The organism is Kroppenstedtia guangzhouensis (assembly GCF_014637345.1).
Classification (GTDB): Bacteria; Bacillota; Bacilli; order Thermoactinomycetales; family DSM-45169; genus Kroppenstedtia; species Kroppenstedtia guangzhouensis.
Genome location: NZ_BMEX01000002.1, coordinates 86,900 through 106,119, shown reverse-complemented (window position 1 = coordinate 106,119; position 19,220 = coordinate 86,900). Strand labels below are relative to the sequence as shown.

The following is a 19,220-nucleotide window of genomic DNA, read 5'->3' as shown; positions in this document are numbered from 1 at the left end:
GAGAGGGAGGGAGAGGAACTTGCGAACGGAAGAGATGCTGTTGAACGTGGGTCCGCAACACCCCAGCACCCACGGGGTGTTCCGGCTGATCCTGCGGATCGACGGAGAAATCATCCGGGAGGCCCAACCCCGGATCGGTTATCTCCATCGGGGAACGGAAAAACTGGCGGAGGACCTGACTTACAACCAGATCATTCCCTATACGGACCGGATGGACTACCTCAATGCGATGAACAACAATCACGCCGTCGTCCTTGCAGTGGAAAAGCTGATGGAGTTGGAGGTTCCGGAACGGGCGGAGTATCTCAGGGTGATCGTCACCGAGTTGAACCGGGTGGCCAGCCATCTGGTCTGGTTCGGTACGTATCTTCTGGATATCGGGGCATTGAGTCCGTTTTTGTATGCTTTCAAGGACCGGGAGAAGATCGTCGAGTTGTTCAATGAGCTGTGTGGAGCCCGTCTCACCTATAATTATATGCGGGTGGGTGGTGTAAAATGGGATGCACCGGAGAGCTGGTTGGAAAAGGTGATGGACCTTATCACATATCTGCGGCAGCAACATCAGGTGTATATGGACCTGGTGGGCGGAAACGAAATTTTCCAAGCCAGGGTGAAGGGAGTGGGTCGTTATGACGCCGGGACGGCGGTTGAATATGGTCTGTCCGGAGTCAATCTGCGATGTACGGGGGTAAAACGGGATCTTCGCAGGGATCGCCCCTATTCCATATACGACCGGTTCGATTTTGATGTCCCTGTGGCCACCGACGGGGACTGTCAGGACAGATTCTTCCTTCGCATGGAAGAGATTTTACAATCCCTCCGGATCGTGGAGCAGGCAGTGGAGGGGATCCCTGACGGGCCGACCATGGCCAAAATCTCGCGGGTGATTCGACCCCCGGCGGGAGAGGTCTACTCGGCGGTGGAAAATCCCCGGGGAGAACTGGGGGTTCATCTCGTCAGCAGAGGGAAAGACAAGCCCTGGCGCCTGCATTGGAAACGTCCATCCTTCAGCAATCTGCAAATTCTTCCACAACTTTTGGAAGGGGAAAACATGGCCAACCTGATCGCGATCCTCGGTGCGGTCGATATCGTTTTGGGGGATGTGGATGCCTGAGTCTGGCAACTGCTTGTGAGCGGCCGGGAGGCCGTTTTTTTCGTTTTCGGTTATAAAGAATCTCCCTCCCGTACATATAATGGAGAGAAGAGGCCCGTCCGGCGGCAATTCTCGCAAGCCTGTCAGATCTCTGGTATTATGGATGAGGAGTGTGTACCCTGTACCGATGAAACGGGTCGGTTTGTTTCAGACAATGATCATGGGCCTGGATTGATGTACCGAAAAAACGGGGTTGAACTATGGAACAGACTGTGCTGGATCTACTGTCTCAATACGGATATCTCGGGATTTTCTTCTTTCTCGTGCTGGGGATTGTGGGTTTGCCCCTGCCCGATGAAATCATGATGACATTTATCGGGTATCTTGCATCCATCGGGCAGCTCAATCTGGTCTTTACCTTTCTCAGTGCTGTGACGGGTTCCATATGTGGGATCACTGTCAGTTATTATCTGGGAGGCAAACTGGGTTACCCCTTTTTAAAGCGGTATGGGAGCAAGTTTTTCATCACGCGCAGACGGCTGAGAATGACTCAAATCCTTTTTCGGAAATACGGTAACTGGGTCCTGTTTTTTGGCTATTTTATTCCAGGAGTTCGGCATGTGACTGCGTATATAGCCGGGATCTCCCGGATGACTCCGGTTCAGTTCGCCTCTTACGCCTATGTCGGTGCCTTCACTTGGTGTACGGTGTTTATCGGTATCGGATATATTTTGGGTGCCCAATGGGAAAATGTGTTTCGAGTGATGCACCGTTACGGGCTGGTTGTGTTGTGGATTCTGGTTCCTGTTGTTCTCCTTGTGATTGCACGTTTTCTTTATTGGCAACATCATCGATACAACTCTCTGCGAAAATGAGAGGGTTTATCCTTACCTGCCGCCGTTCAGGCTGGTGGGGGAAGTCTGTGTGGCCAACAGAAGAAACGGAGTGTCGACCGGGAGTTCCCCGGTTTTAATGTGTGTCACTTGAACAGAGATCGGGGAGGCAGCACTTTGCAAATCCGGATCAAACGCGTGTATGAACCCCCCGGGCGGAGGATGGAATTCGGGTGCTGGTGGACCGGCTGTGGCCGCGGGGATTGAGAAAGGAACAAGCCCGAGTGGATCTTTGGGCAAAGGAATTGGCACCTTCGGCTAACCTCAGGCAACGGTTTCATCAGAAAGGGGATTTCACCGCTTTTCGAAAGGAATACCGACAAGAAATCGATCGAAAAGCCCTCGACAATCTGTTGGAGCGGGTGAAACCGGGACCGGTCACTCTTCTGTATGCCAGTAAAAATGAGCGGGAAAACAACGCCCTGGTGCTGATGCAATTGATGCAGGAACGGATCGAATTCAGAGGTGGGAGGGATTGATAAATTGCCACAGGTGGAAGTGAAAATCGGAGCAAAGGAGCATCAATTTGAGTGCGGGGAGGGGGAGAATCTGCTCTTTGAAGCCATTTCCCGCAATATCATGATTCCATTCAACTGCACCTCCGGTCGTTGTGGACGGTGCCGGATCCGTGTGGTGGAAGGGGCGGAGAATTTAAGTGAACTGGTGGACCGGGAAGTGCTTCGCCTGGGAGAAGAGCAGGTGGAACAAGGATTTCGTCTCTCTTGTCAGACGTATATCCACGGAGATGTCCGCCTGGAAGTACCGCAACCGCGATTTTATTGAAACAACGGGAGAGATATTGATTCCCTTCTTTTTGTTTGACCTTTACAGGGTTCATTGCTAAAATGGAGAAAACTTCATTTTATGACGGTTCCACTGGGGGTGCACGGATACGTGCTGAGAGAGGCTTGAAGCTTCAACCCTTTGAACTTGACCTGGTTTGCACCAGCGTAAGAAAGTGGGATCCGGCCGTTGATGATCGCTCAGTTTGACCGTACGACCGGGATCCCTTGTTGGATCCCGGTTTTTTAATGGATGGAGTGGGGAGGAAGGGGGATGAATGAACTCCATTTTGTGACGGATCCCCGGAAGTCACTGAAAGAGTGGGTCTCTGTTTGCCGAAAGGCAGGGGGGTGGTTGGATTGGATCCACCTGCGCAAACCGGGGGCATCCACCGCAGAACTTCAGGATTGGGGATTTACTCTGATTCGGGAAGCGGGAGTGGATCCCAAACGATTGGTCGTCAATGGGAATGCAGAAGTGGCGGATAATCTGGGTTGTGGAGGGGTTCACTTTCCGGAGCGCCGTTTTGTGAATGTCATGTCCACGGGGAGTGAAAAAAGAAATTGGCGAGTAGGATGTTCTGTTCACTCCCGTTGTTCTGCAATAGAAAAAGAACAGCAGGGGGCGGATTACCTGTTTTTCGGACATGTATTTGCAAGTGATTCCAAACCGGGACAGAAACCGAGGGGTATCGATCAACTCCGGCAGGTGACCGCAGCGGTGAACATTCCGGTGATTGCCATCGGAGGCCTCACTCCCGAGAAAATTCCCCAATTATCCACAACAGGTTGTGCCGGGGTGGCGGTGATCTCCGCGATTGCTGATGCTCCGGATCCGGCAGTGGCGGCTCGTCGGTTGAAGCAGGCTCTCCGATTTGAATGGGAGGGAGATCGTTGAGGAGGCACTAGAAGCGTTGTGAATTAAGGCTGTCCGGGTCGGTCTGCGATCATGGGAGAGAGAAAGGAGGGGAAGCATGAATATCCAACTGAACGGAAAGCAACATCATGTACCGGAGTCCGTCTGCGACGTAAAGATGTTGATCAAGCATCTGGGGCTCTCCGACCGAATTGTCATGGTGGAGAAAAACTCAGTCATTCTCGATGGGGACCAATATGGAGAGGTCCGACTGGAGGAAGGGGACCGATTGGAGATCGTTCAATTTGTGGGAGGAGGCTGAACCTTGTTAACGATTGGATCTTACACCTTTCAATCCAGGTTGCTGCTGGGAACGGGCAAGTTTTCATCCCTTGAGGTTCAATCAGCCGCGGTGGAGGCTTCGGAAACGGAAGTTTTAACCTTTGCCTTGCGCCGTGTCAATCTGGACCGTCCCGCTGAGCCCAATTTCCTGCAACAGATGGATCTGAACCGATACCGCCTGCTTCCCAACACCGCCGGTGCCAAAACGGCGGAAGAGGCGGTGCGTCTGGCCCGTCTTGCCCGGGCTTCCCGGTTGTGTGACATGGTGAAGGTGGAAGTGATCGGGGATGAAGAGACGTTGCTCCCGGATCCGGTGGAAACATTGAAGGCCACGCGGCAATTGGTGGAGGAAGGGTTTACCGTTCTCCCCTACATCAGTGATGATCCCGTGTTGGCCAAACGATTGGAAGAGGCGGGAGCCCATGCAATCATGCCAGGGGCTTCTCCCATCGGTTCGGGGCAGGGAATTTTGAATCCCTTGTATCTGAAGTTTATGATTCGCCAGACCCGGTTGCCTGTCATTGTAGACGCGGGGATCGGCTCCCCCGCCGATGCCGCCCGGGCGATGGAGTTGGGTGCGGAGGGGGTGCTCCTCAACACAGCTGTCTCCGGGGCGGATGACCCTGTTCAAATGGCCCGAGCCATGAAGTTGGCGGTGAAAGCAGGCCGTCTCGGTTTTGAAGCCGGCCGCATCCCGCGCAAGGAGATCGCTTCTGCGAGCAGCCCCATCGAGGGAGTGTCCAGGTGAGGAAAAAATCCGTCCTTTGCATATAAGTTCTCTTTATGTATTCGACATAAAAAGACTGCTGACCTTCACTTTGTCAGCAGTCTCAAAGCCCGAGAGGGCTTTTTTTATTGGAAAAAACAGGCCAACTATTTACCGAAAACCGGCGACATACTGGAAAAACGGGGTTCCGGCAGGACAGGAGGATGCCCCCTTCTTTGATAGGCTGATTGTAATCGTTTTTACCCCTGTGATTTCAAAAAAATCACCCATCCTCCGGATCATCAGATCCGGAAAGGATCGGGTGAAGTGACGGGGTAGGGAGGGCGGGCTCTATTCCCCTTCGGTTGCTGATGTGATGTTTGAGCGACCCGGTGGCGGGAGATATTGAGGAGGATTCCTGCAGCCAACATGCACATGAGCAGCGAGGAGCCGCCGTAACTGATAAAGGGAAGCGGAACTCCTGTGACCGGTAACATGGCGGTCACCACTCCCAGGTTGAAGAGGGTCTGCAGAGAAAACATAGTGACAATCCCAATCCCCAAAAACATCCCAAATGAATCCGGAGCCTGAAGAGCGATGCGAACTCCGCGAATGACAAAGGCGATGTAGAGAAGGATGAGGAGGCTTCCCCCGATAAAACCCAGTTCTTCCGCAATGATGGCAAAAATGAAATCCGTTTGAGACATGGGGAGATAGGCCAGTTTTTGAATACTGTTGCCCAGCCCTTTTCCCAGGAGACCTCCTGGCCCGATGGCAAAGAGGGACTGAATCGTCTGGAATCCGTCTCCCGACGGGTCTTTCCAGGGATCTCGGAATATGAGCAGGCGCATCACCCGATAATCTTCAGAAGTCATGATCCACACGAAAAAGGGAATCCCCGCCGCTCCCAAGAGGAGCAGGTGTTTGAGTCGGGCCCCCGCACAGAAGATGACGGTCAGGCAGGAGCCGAGGAGAATCACCGTACTGCTGAAATGGGGCTGCATTACGATCAGCCCGCAGAAAATCCCCAGTACAATCAAGGGGGGAAACAATCCTTGTTTGAATTGATGGAGCCTCTCCTGTTTTTTCACCATGATGGATGCGGTGTAGATGATCGCTCCCAACTTGGCCAATTCCGAGGGTTGAAAACTGATCGGACCCAGCTGGATCCAGCGGGAGGCACCATTGATGTTCATTCCCAGCTCGGGGATAAAGACGAGCGCCAGCAGGACCAGACTGCCCAACAGAATGACGCCCACATGTTTTCGATAGATGGTGTATGGAATGTTGGAGATGACAAAAAAGAGAAGAACCGACCCCAGTGCCCAGACCAGTTGTCGCTTGAAATAGTAGTAGCTGTCTCCATGTTTGACCAGTCCGTCATAGTAACTGGCGCTGAAGACCATCACCAATCCGAATCCGGTCAGCAGAAAAATGATGAACATCATCCAGAAATCAGGTTTTCCGTGTGACATAACGATCTCCTTCGTCCAAGTCTGCATCGGACGGATCCGCCCCGCCAAATGCAGACGGCGGTACTCAATGCTCCGGAAGTTCGGTATACTGTTCGTGAAAAACCTTTACTGATGGCGGGTGTTGGTAAATGAAGTCCAGTCGAATGGTCCGACAGTTGGATTACCTGTTGATTTTCTTGATTTTGGTATTAGCCGCCATTAGCATTGTTGCCATTTCCGGTGCAACTCACTCTTTCAATCCGTCTTACGTGCAACAACAGCTCCTCTGGTATCTTTTAGGTATTCTACTTATGGGGGCGACACTCCTGTTTGATTACCGGGTTCTCTTTCAGGGGCGTTTTCTGTACGTGATGTACGGTTTGGGAGTCCTGTTGTTGATCCTGGTGATGATTCCGGGTGTGGGAGTGATGGTCAAAGGGGCGCAAAAATGGATCCGGCTCGGCGGTTTTCAGTTTCAGCCGTCGGAATTGATGAAACTGATCCTGATTCTTGTTCTGGCCAAAGTGACCGCAGAGATCGAGCAACTTCCTCTTCGGGATTGGCGGAAAATCGGGAAGATCCTCGGACTGTTTATCCCGCCCTTCATTCTCACCCTGAAAGAACCCGACCTCGGGATGGCGTTGGTTTTTGTCGGGATCTTGGCCAGTATTTTGCTGGCAGGAGGCTTGGATTGGCGTATTATGATGGCAGGTTTGATGGCAGTGGTCTTCTTAATCGCCGGGGTGGCTTTCCTCTATGCGACGGATAGTCCCCTTCTCTCCAAAATCTTGGAACCTCATCAGATCCAGCGGATTGAGATTTTTGCCAATCCTTCATCGGACCCCACCGGGGCGGGATACCAGCTTACCCAGTCGATGATCGCTGTCGGTTCGGGACAACTGGATGGAAAAGGATTTCAACAGGGTACTCAGACCCAGGGCAACTGGATTCCCGAACCCCACAATGATTTTATCTTTGCCGTTCTTGCTGAGGAGTTTGGCTTTATCGGGGGAAGCATTCTGCTATGCACGTTCATTTTCCTGGTTTATCGAACGATTCGGATCGGAATCCATTGTGATCACCGGTTCGGGGCATACATTGTGGCCGGTGTTGCCGGGATGACGGTGTTCCAGGTATTTCAAAACATCGGAATGAATGCCGGAATGTTGCCGATTACGGGTCTGCCCCTTCCCTTTATCAGCTATGGCGGAAGCTCCCTGATCACCCAAATGATGGCCATGGGGCTGGTTCTGAACATCGGGATGCGCAAGGAGGGGGACTTCCTGTTTATGGACTGATTTTCCAGGCGCTCATGATATAATACCATAAGACATTTTTGGAGGAGGATCCATGTGAAAGTAACCAGCGTCTTACTCAACATCAAAGAGGAAGACTATGATCTGTATGAGGAAGAATTGGCCCGTCTGGGTTGGGAGAGAATCGGGGGCCAAGCTGTATACAGAAAAAAGTATGGAACGACGGAGGCCGAGGTCAAAGAACATATTCCCACTTTCAGCGCCGATGTCTATCTGACAGTAACCGCGCGGAACGAGGAAGGAATCACCTTCGACACGATCAACCAGATCCTCAAGGAATTGCAGGAAGCGGACAAGACTGCCGATTAATTGCCAGCCATAACCCCCCTGTTCTTCGCCCATACTGAAGGTAGGGGGTGAAATGGATGCCGCAGGTGAAATGTAGTGTGGCTAACTGTTTCTTTTGGACTGCCGGAAACAATTGCGGTGCTGATGCCATCATGGTGGAGGTGGACCAACATTCCCACCGGACGTTTCGGGAGGAGATCGGCGGGGAGTTTGTCGATTCCACCCATCGGGATTATACCGCCAGACAATCGGCGGATACCTGTTGCCACACGTTCCGACCGAAAAAATCCAAGTAACCTCTGATCCGAAAAAAACACCCGCCAATCGAGGCGGGTGTTTGGTCGTTTAAGAACCTTGTTTTACCTTTTTTCTGCTGAAGATGGCCTTCAACATCGGTGGAGTCACCAGAGTGGTCACCAATACGATGATCACTGTGACAGTGAAAAGATCATTATCGATCAGTCCCCGGGTAAGTCCGATGGAAGCGACGATCAAACCCACTTCCCCCCGGGCGACCATGCCGGCTCCGATTCCCATGGAGCTGTTCCAATTGAATCCAGCCAGCTTGGCTCCCAGTCCGGCTCCGATCAATTTGGTCAGGATGGCCACGAGGCTGAGGACCACCATCAGAAGCAGGATCTCCTTTGTCAATCCGCTCACGTCGGCAGTGACGCCGATGCTGACGAAGAAGATGGGGACAAAAAAGGAAAAGGCGATGATCTCCACCCGTTCAAACAGTTCGGTCCGATATTTGGTCAGGCTCAGCATCAGGCCTGCGAAGTAGGAACCGACGATTCCGGCCAAACCGAACATTTCCGCCGAGTAGGCGAAGCCAAGCGCCGTGATAATCCCGAAGGCGAGCAATACTTCCGAGGTCATCAGGTTGGCAGACCAACGGAACAATCGCGGAAGGAGGAAACGTCCGATCACAATGGTGAGGACGAAGAAAAGAACGATTTTGGCGAGCAGGATCATGATATCGACGACACTGCCCCCTCCACCGCCGGCGGTAAATCCGACCACCACAGAGAGAAGGATGATGCCCAGTACGTCATCCAACACCGCTGCTCCAAGGATGGTGATCCCTTCTTTGGTTTGCAATTGGCCCAATTCCCGCAGGGTTTGCACCGATATACTGACACTGGTGGCCACCAACAGCGTACCGATGAAGATGGAGGTACTGGTGTTGTAACCAAACATCAGGCCGACGGCAAAGCCCAGGATCAGCGGGAAGATCACTCCGCCGACTGCAACCAGGGAGGAACCGTAAGCGGTTTTTTTAAATTCTTCCACATCGGTCTCCAGACCGGCCAGAAACATGAGCAGGATGACACCCACCTCAGCCAATTCCTTGATCAGACCGGGTTGCTTGGGGTCCACCACGATCCATCCCAGAATGGCTGGACCGAGGATAATCCCCACGAGCAACTCTCCAAATACAGAGGGTTGTCCGATCTTTTTGCTGAAATGGCCAGCCAGTTTGACAGCCGCCAGAATAATGACCAGTTCCAACAGGAAATGGTAATCCTTCAGTTTTTCCAAATCCACAAGTTTTTCGATCAGATCCATCTCTTACCTCCTTCGAACTGTGTCTATCCTCATTTTATCAGAGATTGTCTAGGTGTTCACTGATGTTTACATCCGCAAATGGGTGTAATATCCTATGGATAAAGGGTTACATACGGAGGGATCGCAGCAGATGGGGAAATCCAATGTGGGCCTCTGGATCGTTTTGGTGATGGTCGTACTCATCGTCGGCGGGCTCGTCATGAATTTTGTGACGTCTTCCTGATTTTTGGGTCAAGTAACTGCGGTAAACCCGGATATGATATAATGATGACAGGAAGAGTTCCCGGTGGGGAATGAGGGGGATCAGGTTGCTGGAACTTCTCTTTTATCGATATGTTCCCGTTTTGATGATGACGTTCTTGTTTGTGATGCTCCCCATGGAAATGGAAGGGGTTGCGCCCACAGCGGCAATCTCATTCACCCACAAGGGAAAGGGAGTCTTTCTGGGGCGGACCTGTATCAGGATGAGAAAAAACCGGTCCACCCGCCAGAACCGGAGTCGGTTTCGCCAGTTGGTGTTGCGATGTGACGATATACAGTATCGGCTAAGAGGGATTTGGACTATACCCCGTCATTTTCAGGGGATCACATTCTGAAAAAGCCAAAGTTGCGCAGGAATGCCAGACCATTTATTTTCAAAAAAGGAGCAATGCAACTGATGAATATCAACACCTGGATGCTGCTGCTTGTATTGGCGGCCTTCGGTCTGACGATCTGGGCACAGTTTCGGGTAAAAGGAAGTTTTAAAAAATGGGCCGATGTACAGTCTTCCTCGGGCTTGACCGGTTACGAGACAGCCCGTCGCATTCTGGATGACAACGGTTTGTATGATGTGAAGGTGGAAGCCGTTCCCGGGGCACTGTCCGACCATTACGATCCCATCTCGCGGACGGTGCGGTTGTCGGAGCCCGTCTACGGCTCCAGTTCCATCTCCGCGGTTTCCGTGGCCGCACATGAATGTGGTCACGCTATCCAGCATAAAGAGGCATACGGGTTCCTGGTGTTGCGCCACAAAATGTTTCCGGTGTCCAACTTCGCCTCGGGAATCGCGCCTTTCCTGCTCTTGGGAGGAATGCTGTTACAAATAGGCGGACTGTTTCTCCTGGGGATTATTCTCTACGCCGCTGCGGTCGCCTTTCAGGTGGTGACCTTGCCCGTGGAGTTTGATGCCAGCAATCGGGCCCGTGCGATCCTGGTGAACAAGGGGATCATCCGAAATGTGGAGGAACGCGGTGTCGCCAAGGTATTGAATGCAGCGGCCCTCACCTATGTGGCCACCACGCTGTACGCTCTTTTGGAGTTGCTCCGCTTCGTGTTTCTGTTCCTCTCCTCCAACGAAGACTAAATCTGAAAACCGCCGGTCTCCGGCGGTTTTTTGTATACATATTTTTGGGGAAGCAACGGATACTAATGCCTGACACTGTCATGGAAAGGAGAGAGGTATATGGGCAAGGTATCCAAGGGAATTCTCCTGCTTACTGTTTTCGGATTGATGTTCACATCCGCTGTGGGTTGTGCGACCCAACAAAAGCCGGAATCCCGGCAACAGATGAACCGGACGCAACCGGTCCGCGACCAGGCGGATCTTCGCACCACTCCCCGGACACCGGCTCCCGCTCCGGATCGTAACGCGGATCGGACCCGGATGGGGCAAAATATGAGGGTGGCCGATGATGTGGCAGACTCCATCACCCGTCTGAAAAGCATCGATTCGGCGACAGTGATGGTGACCGACCGAACCGCCTATGTCGGGGTGATGATGAATGAAAACTACAAGGGTAAAATGACATCCAAGATCAAGGATCAAGTGTCCAAGCAGGTTCGTAAAGTGGACCCCAGTGTCGATCGGGTGTTTGTTTCCGCCAACCCGGGTTTTGTCAAGCGGTTGGGAGACTATGCCCGGGACGTCCGGAATGGGCATCCCATTTCCGGTCTGCTTCAGGGCTTCTCGGATCTGGTGCAACGCACTTTCCCCGACGCCCGGTAAATGTGCACTAGGCCCCGCAACGGAGGGGCCTTTTTCTGTTTCTCGGCGTTGTCCCGGCTTGAATGCCTTCTTTTTTGTCTATATGATAATAGTAAAGCATTGTGACTTAGTGGATCTTGGACAGCTGGTTTTTGTTGTGTGTCAAAGATCTTTTTTTCGCAATGCTTTCAAGGCTGTTCGAAGCCGTTGTTGAAAGAGAAGGGGAGGAGTTCATATGCAACGTCTGACGCCGCGGGATATATTCAACAAGGACTTCAAGTCCTCGATCCGAGGATACGATGTGGATGAAGTGAATGAATTCCTCGACCTGGTGATCCAGAATTTTGAAGCCGTGCTTGAGGAAAACCAGCAGCTCAAAGAGGAACTGAAAAAAGTGAAAGCCCAGCGCCTTCCCCGACGGCAGGATGGGGATCAGGACCGGGTGATTCAAGATATTCTGCGACGCTTGGAACGGTTGGAGCAAATGATGAGACGTTGAAACCGGTGGGGTACCTTGGCACCCGAAGAGTGGGGGAAGATGTATGGGGAAGTTGGAGCGGCTGAAAGCCCTGATTGATGATTGGAGCCGCCGTTCAGGAGAGACGGGAGCCAGAGTGGGCTGCGATCTTTTTTGTTTTCGGACCGGGAAGCGGTGGGGAATAGATGCGAACAAAGGGTTTACTCCTGCTTCCAACCAGAAATTATGGACCACACTTGTCGCTTTGGATGAGTTGGGTCCGGATTATCGATGGAGAACCCGGTTTGCGGCAGGTTCAGGGTGTTTGTACATCCGGGGTGGGGGAGACCCCTCCTTTGATGAATCTTGTGCGTTGCGGGTGGCCTGTGAACTGAAAGAGAGAGGGCTTACCCGGTTGGACGAGGTACGGTTGGATGATGGATTGAGTTCAGGCCATCCCTGGGGGAAGGGGTGGATGTGGGATGACCTTGCCCATGGATACGGAGCACCAATCCACGCGTTGATCATGGAGAGAAACCGGGTGACCTTTCATTTTGATCCCGTTAGTGAGCCGCCGAAGATTGTCCGGGTCTCACCCCGCTTTTGCCAAGGGGCGGCCCAAACCATGTTGAACTGGACGGAGAAACCCGAAGCGGAAGTTGAAATATTCCGGATAGGAGCAGAGCAGTTTGAAATCAAAGGGGAGATCTCCCGCCGGGAGCCGGAATTGGAAGCGGCAGTGGCGCAAGGTCCGGAATTCTTTGCAGAGGTGATGATCGGTGCCCTGCGGGAGAAGGGTGTGATTGTGTCGGAAGGAATCCGGGTGATCCGGGGGCCTTTTTCGGAAAGAGCCGACATTCGAATGGATCGGGTATCTCCGACATTGGCGGAAGTTCTTCACCAGGTGAATAAGGAGAGTGATAACCTGACGGCGGAGGTTTTACTTCGAACGATCGGAATGGCGAGAAGGGGGACTCTTTCCGAAGAAGAAGGTCTTCTCCGCGTCATGGACTGGTTCCGGAAAGCGGGGCTTCAAGCACCTGCGGTGATTGCAGACGGTTCCGGACTTTCGGGGTACAATCAGGCCACTCCGGAGGCGCTTTTGAACATCTTAATCTGGGCGTACCGGAATGATCCTCTGTTTCCCGTTTGGTTGGACAGCTTACCCCGTTATGGAAGGGACGGTACACTGAAAAACCGGACTGCCGTTTTGCCGCAAAGAGTGGAAGTGGCAGCCAAAACCGGGAGTCTGGCAGGAGTGAGAAATCTGTCCGGTTATTTTCTCAACAACGAAGGGGAGCCGCTACTCTCCTTTTCTTTTCTGATCAATGGGTTGCTGGAAGAAGAGAACGGGGAAAAGCTGCAGGATCAATTCCTGCAGCTTGCAGTAACCAAGTGGGTCAACTGAAGGATTCTCCGCCAACATACCGGGCTCCCCAACACAATTCTCTGTGATAGGGTTCATCGGTCAAGCGGTTGATCTTCACCGGGTTGGGAGTGTTGGGAGAGTGGATGAAGGAACCGTCACCGATGTACATCCCCACATGATGGATGGCTCCTTTTCCCTCTTCGTAAGCAAAAAAGAGGAGATCGCCAGGAGCCAGTTCTTCCTTGGACACCCGCTGTCCATAGCGGGCCTGGGGATCCGCATCCCGGGGAATTGTGATTCCGTTTGCCTCAAAGATCCGATACATAAACCCGGAACAGTCAAAACCGAAGGAAGACATCCCCGCCCACAAATAAGGCAAACCGAGGAAACGTTCAGCCGTTCGGATGCGGGCTTCAACTCCCGTCACCGGCAATTGCCGGGTGACCGTCACCTCACGTACCGGGATCCGTCCTGTGTCTCCATCGGGAGTCAACACAATCACATCCCCGTCGCTTTCCCCCACCTGGGGAAGGCGGGTCATAAAACTGAGTTCCACCAGCTGCCCGGAATTCAAGAGCAAGTGGGATCGGTCGGAGGTCACCCAGGCAAAGGGAGCCCTCTCCCAAGCCTGATGGTATTCCCCATCGAAGGTGAGTTGGGAGGCGGGGATCCACCCGGGATACCCCTTGGGATCTTTGGGGGTGAATTGTCCGGGGACACAGACACGGGCCCAGCCATCTCGCTCTTCCATCACCTGAACCGGCGCACCGTATAGAACCTGGGATTCCAGTCTGCCCACCAAATCCAAGCGGTTTTCCGTGCCCATGGCCAACCAAGTGTCCAGGTCCATGGGAAAGTGAAGGGAGGGACGGTCCACATTCCGCACTTTTCCCGGATCGAGCCACAAGTTGGCAAAGGTGTCACGTACATATCGGATACTCAATGGTCTTCCTCCCTGCTTTGAAAGCAAATAGTGAATACTCCTATAGTTTTCGGCGTAACAGATAGAGAGTCCTTCTGCGGTGGATTTTCGTTCAAAAGGAGGAAAAGCGTTTTCATTCATCGAAAGAAAAAATGGATCAATGATTCAGAGATTTCTTTTTCTTGAGGGGGAATGGACATGATCCGTAAGTCATGGATCGGTGCGTTGGCACTGTTGTTTGCAGTCAGCTTGTTTGCGGCCGGCTGTGGAGGGGGATCGGACGCCGGTTCCGAAAAGGGGGAGGTTTTAAAACTGAACCTTTCCAACGGAGAGCCGACATCCATCGATCCGGCCAAGGCTTTTGATGATGACTCAATGGAAGTGGTGAACAACCTGTTTGAAGGGCTCACCCGTCTGAACAAGGATCATCAGCCGGAACCGGCAGTGGCGGAAAAGATCGACAAGTCCGACGACGGGCTTACCTACACCTTCACTCTGCGCAAGGATGCCAAATGGTCCAATGGTGAACCGGTGACGGCCCAAGATTTTGAATACGCTTGGAAAAGGGTGCTCAATCCTAAGACGGCATCTGAGGCCTCTTTCCTGATGTTTTTTATCAAGAACGCCGAAAAATACAATGCGGGAAAGGCTCAAGCCGATGAGGTGGGGATCCAAGCCAAGGATGATTCGACTTTGGTGGTGGAATTGGAACAGCCCACCCCTTTTTTTGAAGCTTTGACCGCCTACACCCCCTTTGCCCCGGTCTACCGAAAAGGAGTGGAAGGGGATAAAAATCCCTTCAGCAATGCCAAGAATTATGTCAGCAACGGTCCTTTCAAAATGACCCAATGGAAGCATGACGGAAAGATCGTGGCTGAAAAAAACGAACATTACCGGGAAGCCGATCAGGTGAAACTGGCCGGACTGGAATGGGCGATGGTTGCGGAAGCCACCACAGCATACCAGATGTTTAAACAGAAAGATCTTCACATTGCGGAAGCTCCCGGAGAAATTCCACCAGACTTGACCGGAAAAGTGATTGATGAGGGTGAAGCGAAAGTATCGGATAGTTCAGGTCTGGAGTTTTACCGATTCAATGTGAAGGAAAAGCCCTTCACCAACGTCAAGGTTCGGAAAGCCTTCGCCCTCGCCGTGGACAGGAAAGCCATCGTGGACCAGGTGGTTCAGGGCGGTCAACAACCAGCCTATGCTTATGTAGCGCCGGGCACGATGTCCGAATCAGGGGATTTTCGGGCCAACGGAAAAGATTACATCCAGGATGCTCAATGGGATGAAGCCAAAAAACTGCTTGAAGAAGGGATGAAGGAAGAAGGATGGACGAAATTGCCGAAGGTCACCATCCTTTACAACAAAGATGAAAAGCATAAAAAGGTGGCGGAAACCATCCAGGAGATGTGGCGCAAAAATCTGAATGCCGAAGTGGAGTTGCAAGCCCGGGAAGTGGGAGTCTACTTTGATGAACGGCGCAGTGGAAACTTCATCATTGCCCGTTCCAGTTTCCTTCCCGATTACAATGATCCCTACAACTACCTGGAAAGCTTCCAATCGGATCATTCCATGAACCAGACTGGATGGAGCGACAAAAAGTATGACCAGCTTCTTAAAAAAGCTCTGGGAGAAACAGATGATGCCAAGCGGATGGAATATTTACATCAAGCAGAAGAGCGTCTCTTTGAAGGGATGCCGCTGTTTCCGATCTATTATTACAACAATGTCATCCTGGAACAGCCGGATGTAAAAAATGTCCTGCGACACACCGTAGGCCCCAATGATTACCGTTTTGTCGAGATCAAAAAATAAAAAACAGCACCCGGAGGAGATCCGGGTGCTTTTCTCTTCAGTTTTCCGCCCGTTTTCTCCTGAGCAGATGCCAGACCAATGCCACCAGCAACACCAGGGCAACGAGGGCGAGGGTGAGTGGGCCAAAATATTGATCAATAAACTCACTTGCCGCTTTCCCAAGCCATGCAATGATCAAGGCTTCCAGGAAAAAGCGGACTCCCCTTCCCAACAAGGACCAAATGATCACTTCCCGGATGCGGACGTTACACATTCCGGAAGCGATGGTGAACACCTTGTACGGAATTGGGGTAAAACCGGCGATAGCCAAGGAAAAACCGCCGTATCGATCGAAATATGTCTCCACTTTTTCCACGGTTTCCAGTTTGAAAAAGCGAAGCATCAAGGGCCGTCCCAACTTTTTTCCGATCCACCACCCCAAGAGAGCTCCCGCCACAGAGGAGAGGGTGGTGATCAAAGCATACCACCAGACCAATTCCGGTTGGGCGATCCCCAATGGGATGAGAATCACGTCGGGAGGGACAGGAAAGAATGACGATTCAAAAAAAGATAAGATGGCCAATCCCCAGGAACCGTATGACAGAAACCACTCCACCGCTGCATTGATCCAATCAGACCACATGAGGTTTTTCCTCCCCCGGATTGTTCGACTTCACTATCTTAGCACGTCCCATTTCCCGCGAACAAGCTCCATTCGATGTAGGACAAAGGAGGTATTCCTGCAAAAACTGCCATCATACCCGTCCCCCCGGGATGCATACTAAGAACAGCCCGATGAGGGGAGGGTTGGATGTGGTTAAAAACAATGAGAATAAGAAAAACGGCAACCATCGGGACCAACAGTTACAACCCGATCAAGCGACGGATGGCTCCGCCGACGAAGTGGAATTCGGCCGGGAGCCTGGAGCGGCCGCCGATGAGGTGGTTTTTGATGAAGTGACTCCCGGCACCCCCAATGTATTTGATGCCGTCGGGTTTTCGGGAGCATGGGCCGACGATGATGTGGAATCAAGTGAGGAATCAGCGGATCGTGTCCGGGACCGAATCCGGAATCAGGATCAACCGGAACGGGATGTGGAAACGGCTGCCGAAATCGCTCCGGCTGCCGACCCCGTTGAAAAAGAACGGGAGCGGGATGAAGCTCGTGTGGAAAGGGAAGAAACCGGGGATGAAGGAAGAGGTCTCGGAATCACCAGCATTATTCTGTCGGTCTTATCCTTCTTTTTCGTTCCATTCCTGCTGGGTTCCGCCGGAATCATCCTGGGAGTGATCGCTGGTCGGAGAGGCAGTATCCTGGGATGGTGGGCTGTCGGTCTCGGAGTGGTTTCAGTGATCCTGACGGCATTCATTGCACCAATCGCAGGCTTTTAACCCCAAGGCTTCCCTTCATTGGGAAGCCTTATCTTCTTGGATCAGGATCCGTTTGTCCCCCACGCGCCGGGTGATCCCCTTTTTATCCATCAGTTCCAGCAGGGGGACCAGGTATTTCCGGGAGAGACCGAAGCATTCCTTGGCCTGTTGCATGGTGAGACTCCCTTCCCGGCGGATCGTTTTTGCCGCAAGTTCAACCGCACGATCGTAGGCTTCCCGGTGCATTAACAACTTCTTTGTCAAGGGCACGAGGATCGCTTCCCGTACCAGAAAGCCCCGGATATCTTCACCGAATTTGGCGGGGATTTTGGCTTCCTGGAGCAAGGTCTCCCATTCGGTGGGAGTCCAACCTTCCTTTTGCAGACGGTTCACCACTTGATTTACCGCTGGTTTCCACTGATCAGGGAGGTCTGGGGTGAAAGAATGGAGGGCGATATATTCCCCCTTTTGATTCAGAATGCGCCGTTCTTCCCACATCTCCAACAAGGTGTTGACTTCTTTAGTGCCGAGGTCGGGTAAAAACCGTGCGGCCCATTCCGCTTTTGGGACACCGGGAAGCATGGGGTGTTCCTGATGATAGGAGGTGAGCCAAATTCTCATCTCTTCCTCGATCCGGGTCAGAGTGTCGACGGCAGCAAAGCCGGATGCAACGGGGAGAATTCGATCCACTTCCTTCAGCGCTTCCAGTTCGGCGCAGAGGGTCGCTTCTCCCTCTCCCGACAGAGACTGAAGTTCCCGGAAAGTCAACAGGAGGGCCTGATCCAGCTCCCTCAGGATCCGTACGGACAGACCGCCGACGAAGGTTTGGCGAATCTCTCTTGCAGAGGAAGGGTGAATCTTACGCTTGACGGCTGCCGGTTCTGCCACTTCGCCTCCACCGATGGTGGCTGACGGAGTGGGACGGCGCAGGATAAACCGATCCCCATGGCCTGCAACCACCGGTTCTCGCAATACCAAACTGGCATAAATCTCTTCTCCCGGTTTCCATTCCTTGCGGTCATACAGGATCAACTCGGCGAACACCTCGGAGGTTCCGATCATCAGCGTTACCAGACTTCGCTGACGAAGACTGAAATCCAGATCCGGCAAGGAGACGGCCCGAATGTCGATCCGCCGGGAGGTGGACCAGATCCCCGGTTGGACAACAGTCTGTCCGCGGAAGACCTCTTCCCGATCGACCCCGGTCAGGTTGAGCGCGGCCCGTTGCCCCGCTTGCACCATCGGCACAGTTTGGCTGTGAACCTGGGTTTGTCGCACCTTGACCCGCTTTCCACCTGGGAGAAGTTCCAGCACTTCTCCCGGACCAGTGCTTCCCGACTGAACTGTTCCTGTCACCACTGTCCCCGCTCCCTTGACAATGAAGGACCGATCCACGGGCAGACGGAAAGGAGCCTCGCTCTTTCGTTGTTCAATATGAGGAAGTTTTTGATCCAGCACTTGGAGCAGGTGATCGATTCCTTCTCCAGTGACGGAGGAAATGTGGAGTATGGGTGCTCCCTCCAAAAAAGTACCCCGGGCAAGCTCCAACAAGTCCTCTTCAATGATGGGCAAGAGATCGGGATCTGCCCGGTCGATCTTGTTGAGAAGGAGCAAACCATTTTTCAGACCGAGAAGATCCAGAATGGATAGATGCTCTCGGGTTTGGGGCATCACACCTTCATCAGCGGCCACCACCAGCAGGACAAAATCGATTCCCACCACCCCGGCCACCATCTGTCGGATCAATTTTTCATGGCCGGGTACATCGATGATGGAGACGGTAAGGCCCGAGGGAAGCGTCAGGGGGGCAAAACCGGGCTCGATGGAGATGTTTCTTTTCTGCTCCTCTTTGAGCCGGTCTGTGTTCACACCGGTTAAGACCCGCGTGAGCATCGTCTTGCCGTGGTCGATGTGACCTGCCGTTCCGATTACGTATCGTTTCGGTTCCAAACCCATGCCACCTTTCCCATTGCAGTTGGTTTGTGTTCATGGTATCATTTTCGGTGTCTGTTCCCACTACAAAAAGAGAAAAAAGT

Annotated in this window: 21 protein-coding genes and 1 riboswitch; of the genes, 16 read left to right on the top strand and 5 right to left on the bottom strand. The window is 52.6% G+C overall.

Annotation, left to right across the window (positions count from 1 at the left end; translation table 11 throughout):
- Positions 1 to 19: 19 nt before the first annotated feature.
- From IEV46_RS03070 to IEV46_RS03040, 7 genes are all read left to right on the top strand, one after another.
- A complete protein-coding gene (locus IEV46_RS03070) occupies positions 20 to 1,114 on the top strand; it encodes an NADH-quinone oxidoreductase subunit D (protein WP_268235866.1) in 1,095 nt (364 codons plus the stop codon).
- 239 nt (positions 1,115 to 1,353) lie between these two features.
- Entirely contained in the window at positions 1,354 to 1,968 is a 615-nt protein-coding gene (locus IEV46_RS03065) for a DedA family protein (protein WP_188429769.1), read from the top strand.
- Between the two features lie 191 nt (positions 1,969 to 2,159).
- Complete coding sequence (locus tag IEV46_RS03060; protein WP_308420259.1) at positions 2,160 to 2,465, top strand: DUF488 domain-containing protein; 306 nt, start codon at positions 2,160 to 2,162, stop codon at positions 2,463 to 2,465.
- 13 nt (positions 2,466 to 2,478) lie between these two features.
- Positions 2,479 to 2,769 carry a 2Fe-2S iron-sulfur cluster-binding protein gene (locus tag IEV46_RS03055; protein WP_229735896.1) on the top strand — a complete coding sequence of 97 codons (291 nt, stop codon included), beginning with the start codon at positions 2,479 to 2,481 and terminating at the stop codon, positions 2,767 to 2,769.
- A gap of 85 nt (positions 2,770 to 2,854) precedes the next feature.
- Positions 2,855 to 2,960, top strand: a riboswitch (TPP riboswitch).
- Between the two features lie 82 nt (positions 2,961 to 3,042).
- Positions 3,043 to 3,666: a thiamine phosphate synthase gene (locus IEV46_RS03050; RefSeq protein ID WP_188429765.1), complete on the top strand. Its 624-nt coding sequence runs from the start codon at positions 3,043 to 3,045 to the stop codon at positions 3,664 to 3,666.
- A gap of 76 nt (positions 3,667 to 3,742) precedes the next feature.
- Positions 3,743 to 3,946 (top strand): sulfur carrier protein ThiS, encoded by a 204-nt coding sequence (gene thiS / locus IEV46_RS03045; RefSeq protein WP_188429763.1) that lies wholly within the window; start codon positions 3,743 to 3,745, stop codon positions 3,944 to 3,946.
- Between the two features lie 3 nt (positions 3,947 to 3,949).
- Positions 3,950 to 4,714, top strand: coding sequence for a thiazole synthase (locus IEV46_RS03040; protein ID WP_188429761.1), 765 nt, complete (start codon positions 3,950 to 3,952; stop codon positions 4,712 to 4,714).
- Between the two features lie 260 nt (positions 4,715 to 4,974).
- Here IEV46_RS03040 and ftsW read toward each other — a convergent pair whose 3' ends face one another.
- On the bottom strand, positions 4,975 to 6,147 hold the full coding sequence (ftsW, locus tag IEV46_RS03035) for a putative lipid II flippase FtsW (RefSeq protein ID WP_188429759.1): 1,173 nt from the start codon (positions 6,145 to 6,147) through the stop codon (positions 4,975 to 4,977).
- A 128-nt stretch (positions 6,148 to 6,275) separates the two neighbouring features.
- Between ftsW and rodA the strand changes: the two genes are divergently transcribed.
- Genes rodA through IEV46_RS03020 form a run of 3 tightly spaced genes read left to right on the top strand, consistent with a single transcriptional unit; the run spans position 6,276 to position 8,026 of the window.
- A complete protein-coding gene (rodA, locus tag IEV46_RS03030; RefSeq protein ID WP_188429757.1) occupies positions 6,276 to 7,424 on the top strand; it encodes a rod shape-determining protein RodA in 1,149 nt (382 codons plus the stop codon).
- 54 nt (positions 7,425 to 7,478) lie between these two features.
- Positions 7,479 to 7,751, top strand: coding sequence for a hypothetical protein (locus IEV46_RS03025; RefSeq protein WP_188429755.1), 273 nt, complete (start codon positions 7,479 to 7,481; stop codon positions 7,749 to 7,751).
- Between the two features lie 56 nt (positions 7,752 to 7,807).
- Positions 7,808 to 8,026 (top strand): DUF1540 domain-containing protein, encoded by a 219-nt coding sequence (locus IEV46_RS03020; RefSeq protein ID WP_188429752.1) that lies wholly within the window; start codon positions 7,808 to 7,810, stop codon positions 8,024 to 8,026.
- A gap of 49 nt (positions 8,027 to 8,075) precedes the next feature.
- On the opposite strand, the gene IEV46_RS03015 is transcribed toward IEV46_RS03020, so the two are convergent.
- Positions 8,076 to 9,299, bottom strand: coding sequence for a cation:proton antiporter (locus IEV46_RS03015; RefSeq protein ID WP_188429750.1), 1,224 nt, complete (start codon positions 9,297 to 9,299; stop codon positions 8,076 to 8,078).
- Positions 9,300 to 9,948: 649 nt separating this feature from the next.
- Here IEV46_RS03015 and IEV46_RS03010 point away from each other — a divergent pair.
- The 4 genes from IEV46_RS03010 to dacB all read left to right on the top strand — a co-directional run bounded on the left by IEV46_RS03010 (position 9,949) and on the right by dacB (position 13,130).
- Complete coding sequence (locus IEV46_RS03010; protein ID WP_188429748.1) at positions 9,949 to 10,644, top strand: zinc metallopeptidase; 696 nt, start codon at positions 9,949 to 9,951, stop codon at positions 10,642 to 10,644.
- A 99-nt stretch (positions 10,645 to 10,743) separates the two neighbouring features.
- Positions 10,744 to 11,286, top strand: a complete 543-nt coding sequence (locus IEV46_RS03005) for a YhcN/YlaJ family sporulation lipoprotein (protein WP_188429746.1) — start codon at positions 10,744 to 10,746, stop codon at positions 11,284 to 11,286.
- A gap of 214 nt (positions 11,287 to 11,500) precedes the next feature.
- Positions 11,501 to 11,764 (top strand): DivIVA domain-containing protein, encoded by a 264-nt coding sequence (locus tag IEV46_RS03000; RefSeq protein ID WP_188429744.1) that lies wholly within the window; start codon positions 11,501 to 11,503, stop codon positions 11,762 to 11,764.
- A 43-nt stretch (positions 11,765 to 11,807) separates the two neighbouring features.
- Positions 11,808 to 13,130, top strand: a complete 1,323-nt coding sequence (dacB, locus tag IEV46_RS02995; protein WP_188429742.1) for a D-alanyl-D-alanine carboxypeptidase/D-alanyl-D-alanine endopeptidase — start codon at positions 11,808 to 11,810, stop codon at positions 13,128 to 13,130.
- On the opposite strand, the gene IEV46_RS02990 is transcribed toward dacB, so the two are convergent.
- Positions 13,123 to 14,034, bottom strand: a complete 912-nt coding sequence (locus IEV46_RS02990; protein ID WP_188429740.1) for a C40 family peptidase — start codon at positions 14,032 to 14,034, stop codon at positions 13,123 to 13,125. The two genes, dacB and IEV46_RS02990, sit on opposite strands and share 8 nt — an antisense overlap.
- Before the next feature lie 177 nt (positions 14,035 to 14,211).
- Between IEV46_RS02990 and IEV46_RS02985 the strand changes: the two genes are divergently transcribed.
- Positions 14,212 to 15,834, top strand: coding sequence for a peptide ABC transporter substrate-binding protein (locus tag IEV46_RS02985; protein WP_188429737.1), 1,623 nt, complete (start codon positions 14,212 to 14,214; stop codon positions 15,832 to 15,834).
- A gap of 37 nt (positions 15,835 to 15,871) precedes the next feature.
- Here IEV46_RS02985 and IEV46_RS02980 read toward each other — a convergent pair whose 3' ends face one another.
- Positions 15,872 to 16,456 (bottom strand): YqaA family protein, encoded by a 585-nt coding sequence (locus tag IEV46_RS02980; RefSeq protein WP_188429735.1) that lies wholly within the window; start codon positions 16,454 to 16,456, stop codon positions 15,872 to 15,874.
- A gap of 170 nt (positions 16,457 to 16,626) precedes the next feature.
- Between IEV46_RS02980 and IEV46_RS17965 the strand changes: the two genes are divergently transcribed.
- A complete protein-coding gene (locus tag IEV46_RS17965) occupies positions 16,627 to 17,205 on the top strand; it encodes a PTS sugar transporter subunit IIC (protein WP_229735877.1) in 579 nt (192 codons plus the stop codon).
- Between the two features lie 15 nt (positions 17,206 to 17,220).
- On the opposite strand, the gene selB is transcribed toward IEV46_RS17965, so the two are convergent.
- Positions 17,221 to 19,134: a selenocysteine-specific translation elongation factor gene (selB, locus tag IEV46_RS02970; RefSeq protein ID WP_188429733.1), complete on the bottom strand. Its 1,914-nt coding sequence runs from the start codon at positions 19,132 to 19,134 to the stop codon at positions 17,221 to 17,223.
- Positions 19,135 to 19,220 lie beyond the last annotated feature (86 nt).

What these genes read in the sequence shown, in the direction of transcription:
- IEV46_RS03065 (WP_188429769.1), top strand. Translation starts at nt 1,354, where the DNA reads ATGGAACAGACTGTGCTGGATCTACTGTCTCAATACGGATATCTCGGG.
- IEV46_RS03050 (WP_188429765.1), top strand. Translation starts at nt 3,043, where the DNA reads ATGAATGAACTCCATTTTGTGACGGATCCCCGGAAGTCACTGAAAGAG.
- thiS (WP_188429763.1), top strand. Translation starts at nt 3,743, where the DNA reads ATGAATATCCAACTGAACGGAAAGCAACATCATGTACCGGAGTCCGTC.
- ftsW (WP_188429759.1), bottom strand. Translation starts at nt 6,147, where the DNA reads ATGTCACACGGAAAACCTGATTTCTGGATGATGTTCATCATTTTTCTG.
- rodA (WP_188429757.1), top strand. Translation starts at nt 6,276, where the DNA reads ATGAAGTCCAGTCGAATGGTCCGACAGTTGGATTACCTGTTGATTTTC.
- IEV46_RS03020 (WP_188429752.1), top strand. Translation starts at nt 7,808, where the DNA reads ATGCCGCAGGTGAAATGTAGTGTGGCTAACTGTTTCTTTTGGACTGCC.
- IEV46_RS03015 (WP_188429750.1), bottom strand. Translation starts at nt 9,299, where the DNA reads ATGGATCTGATCGAAAAACTTGTGGATTTGGAAAAACTGAAGGATTAC.
- IEV46_RS03010 (WP_188429748.1), top strand. Translation starts at nt 9,949, where the DNA reads ATGCAACTGATGAATATCAACACCTGGATGCTGCTGCTTGTATTGGCG.
- IEV46_RS03005 (WP_188429746.1), top strand. Translation starts at nt 10,744, where the DNA reads ATGGGCAAGGTATCCAAGGGAATTCTCCTGCTTACTGTTTTCGGATTG.
- IEV46_RS03000 (WP_188429744.1), top strand. Translation starts at nt 11,501, where the DNA reads ATGCAACGTCTGACGCCGCGGGATATATTCAACAAGGACTTCAAGTCC.
- dacB (WP_188429742.1), top strand. Translation starts at nt 11,808, where the DNA reads ATGGGGAAGTTGGAGCGGCTGAAAGCCCTGATTGATGATTGGAGCCGC.
- IEV46_RS02985 (WP_188429737.1), top strand. Translation starts at nt 14,212, where the DNA reads ATGATCCGTAAGTCATGGATCGGTGCGTTGGCACTGTTGTTTGCAGTC.
- IEV46_RS02980 (WP_188429735.1), bottom strand. Translation starts at nt 16,456, where the DNA reads ATGTGGTCTGATTGGATCAATGCAGCGGTGGAGTGGTTTCTGTCATAC.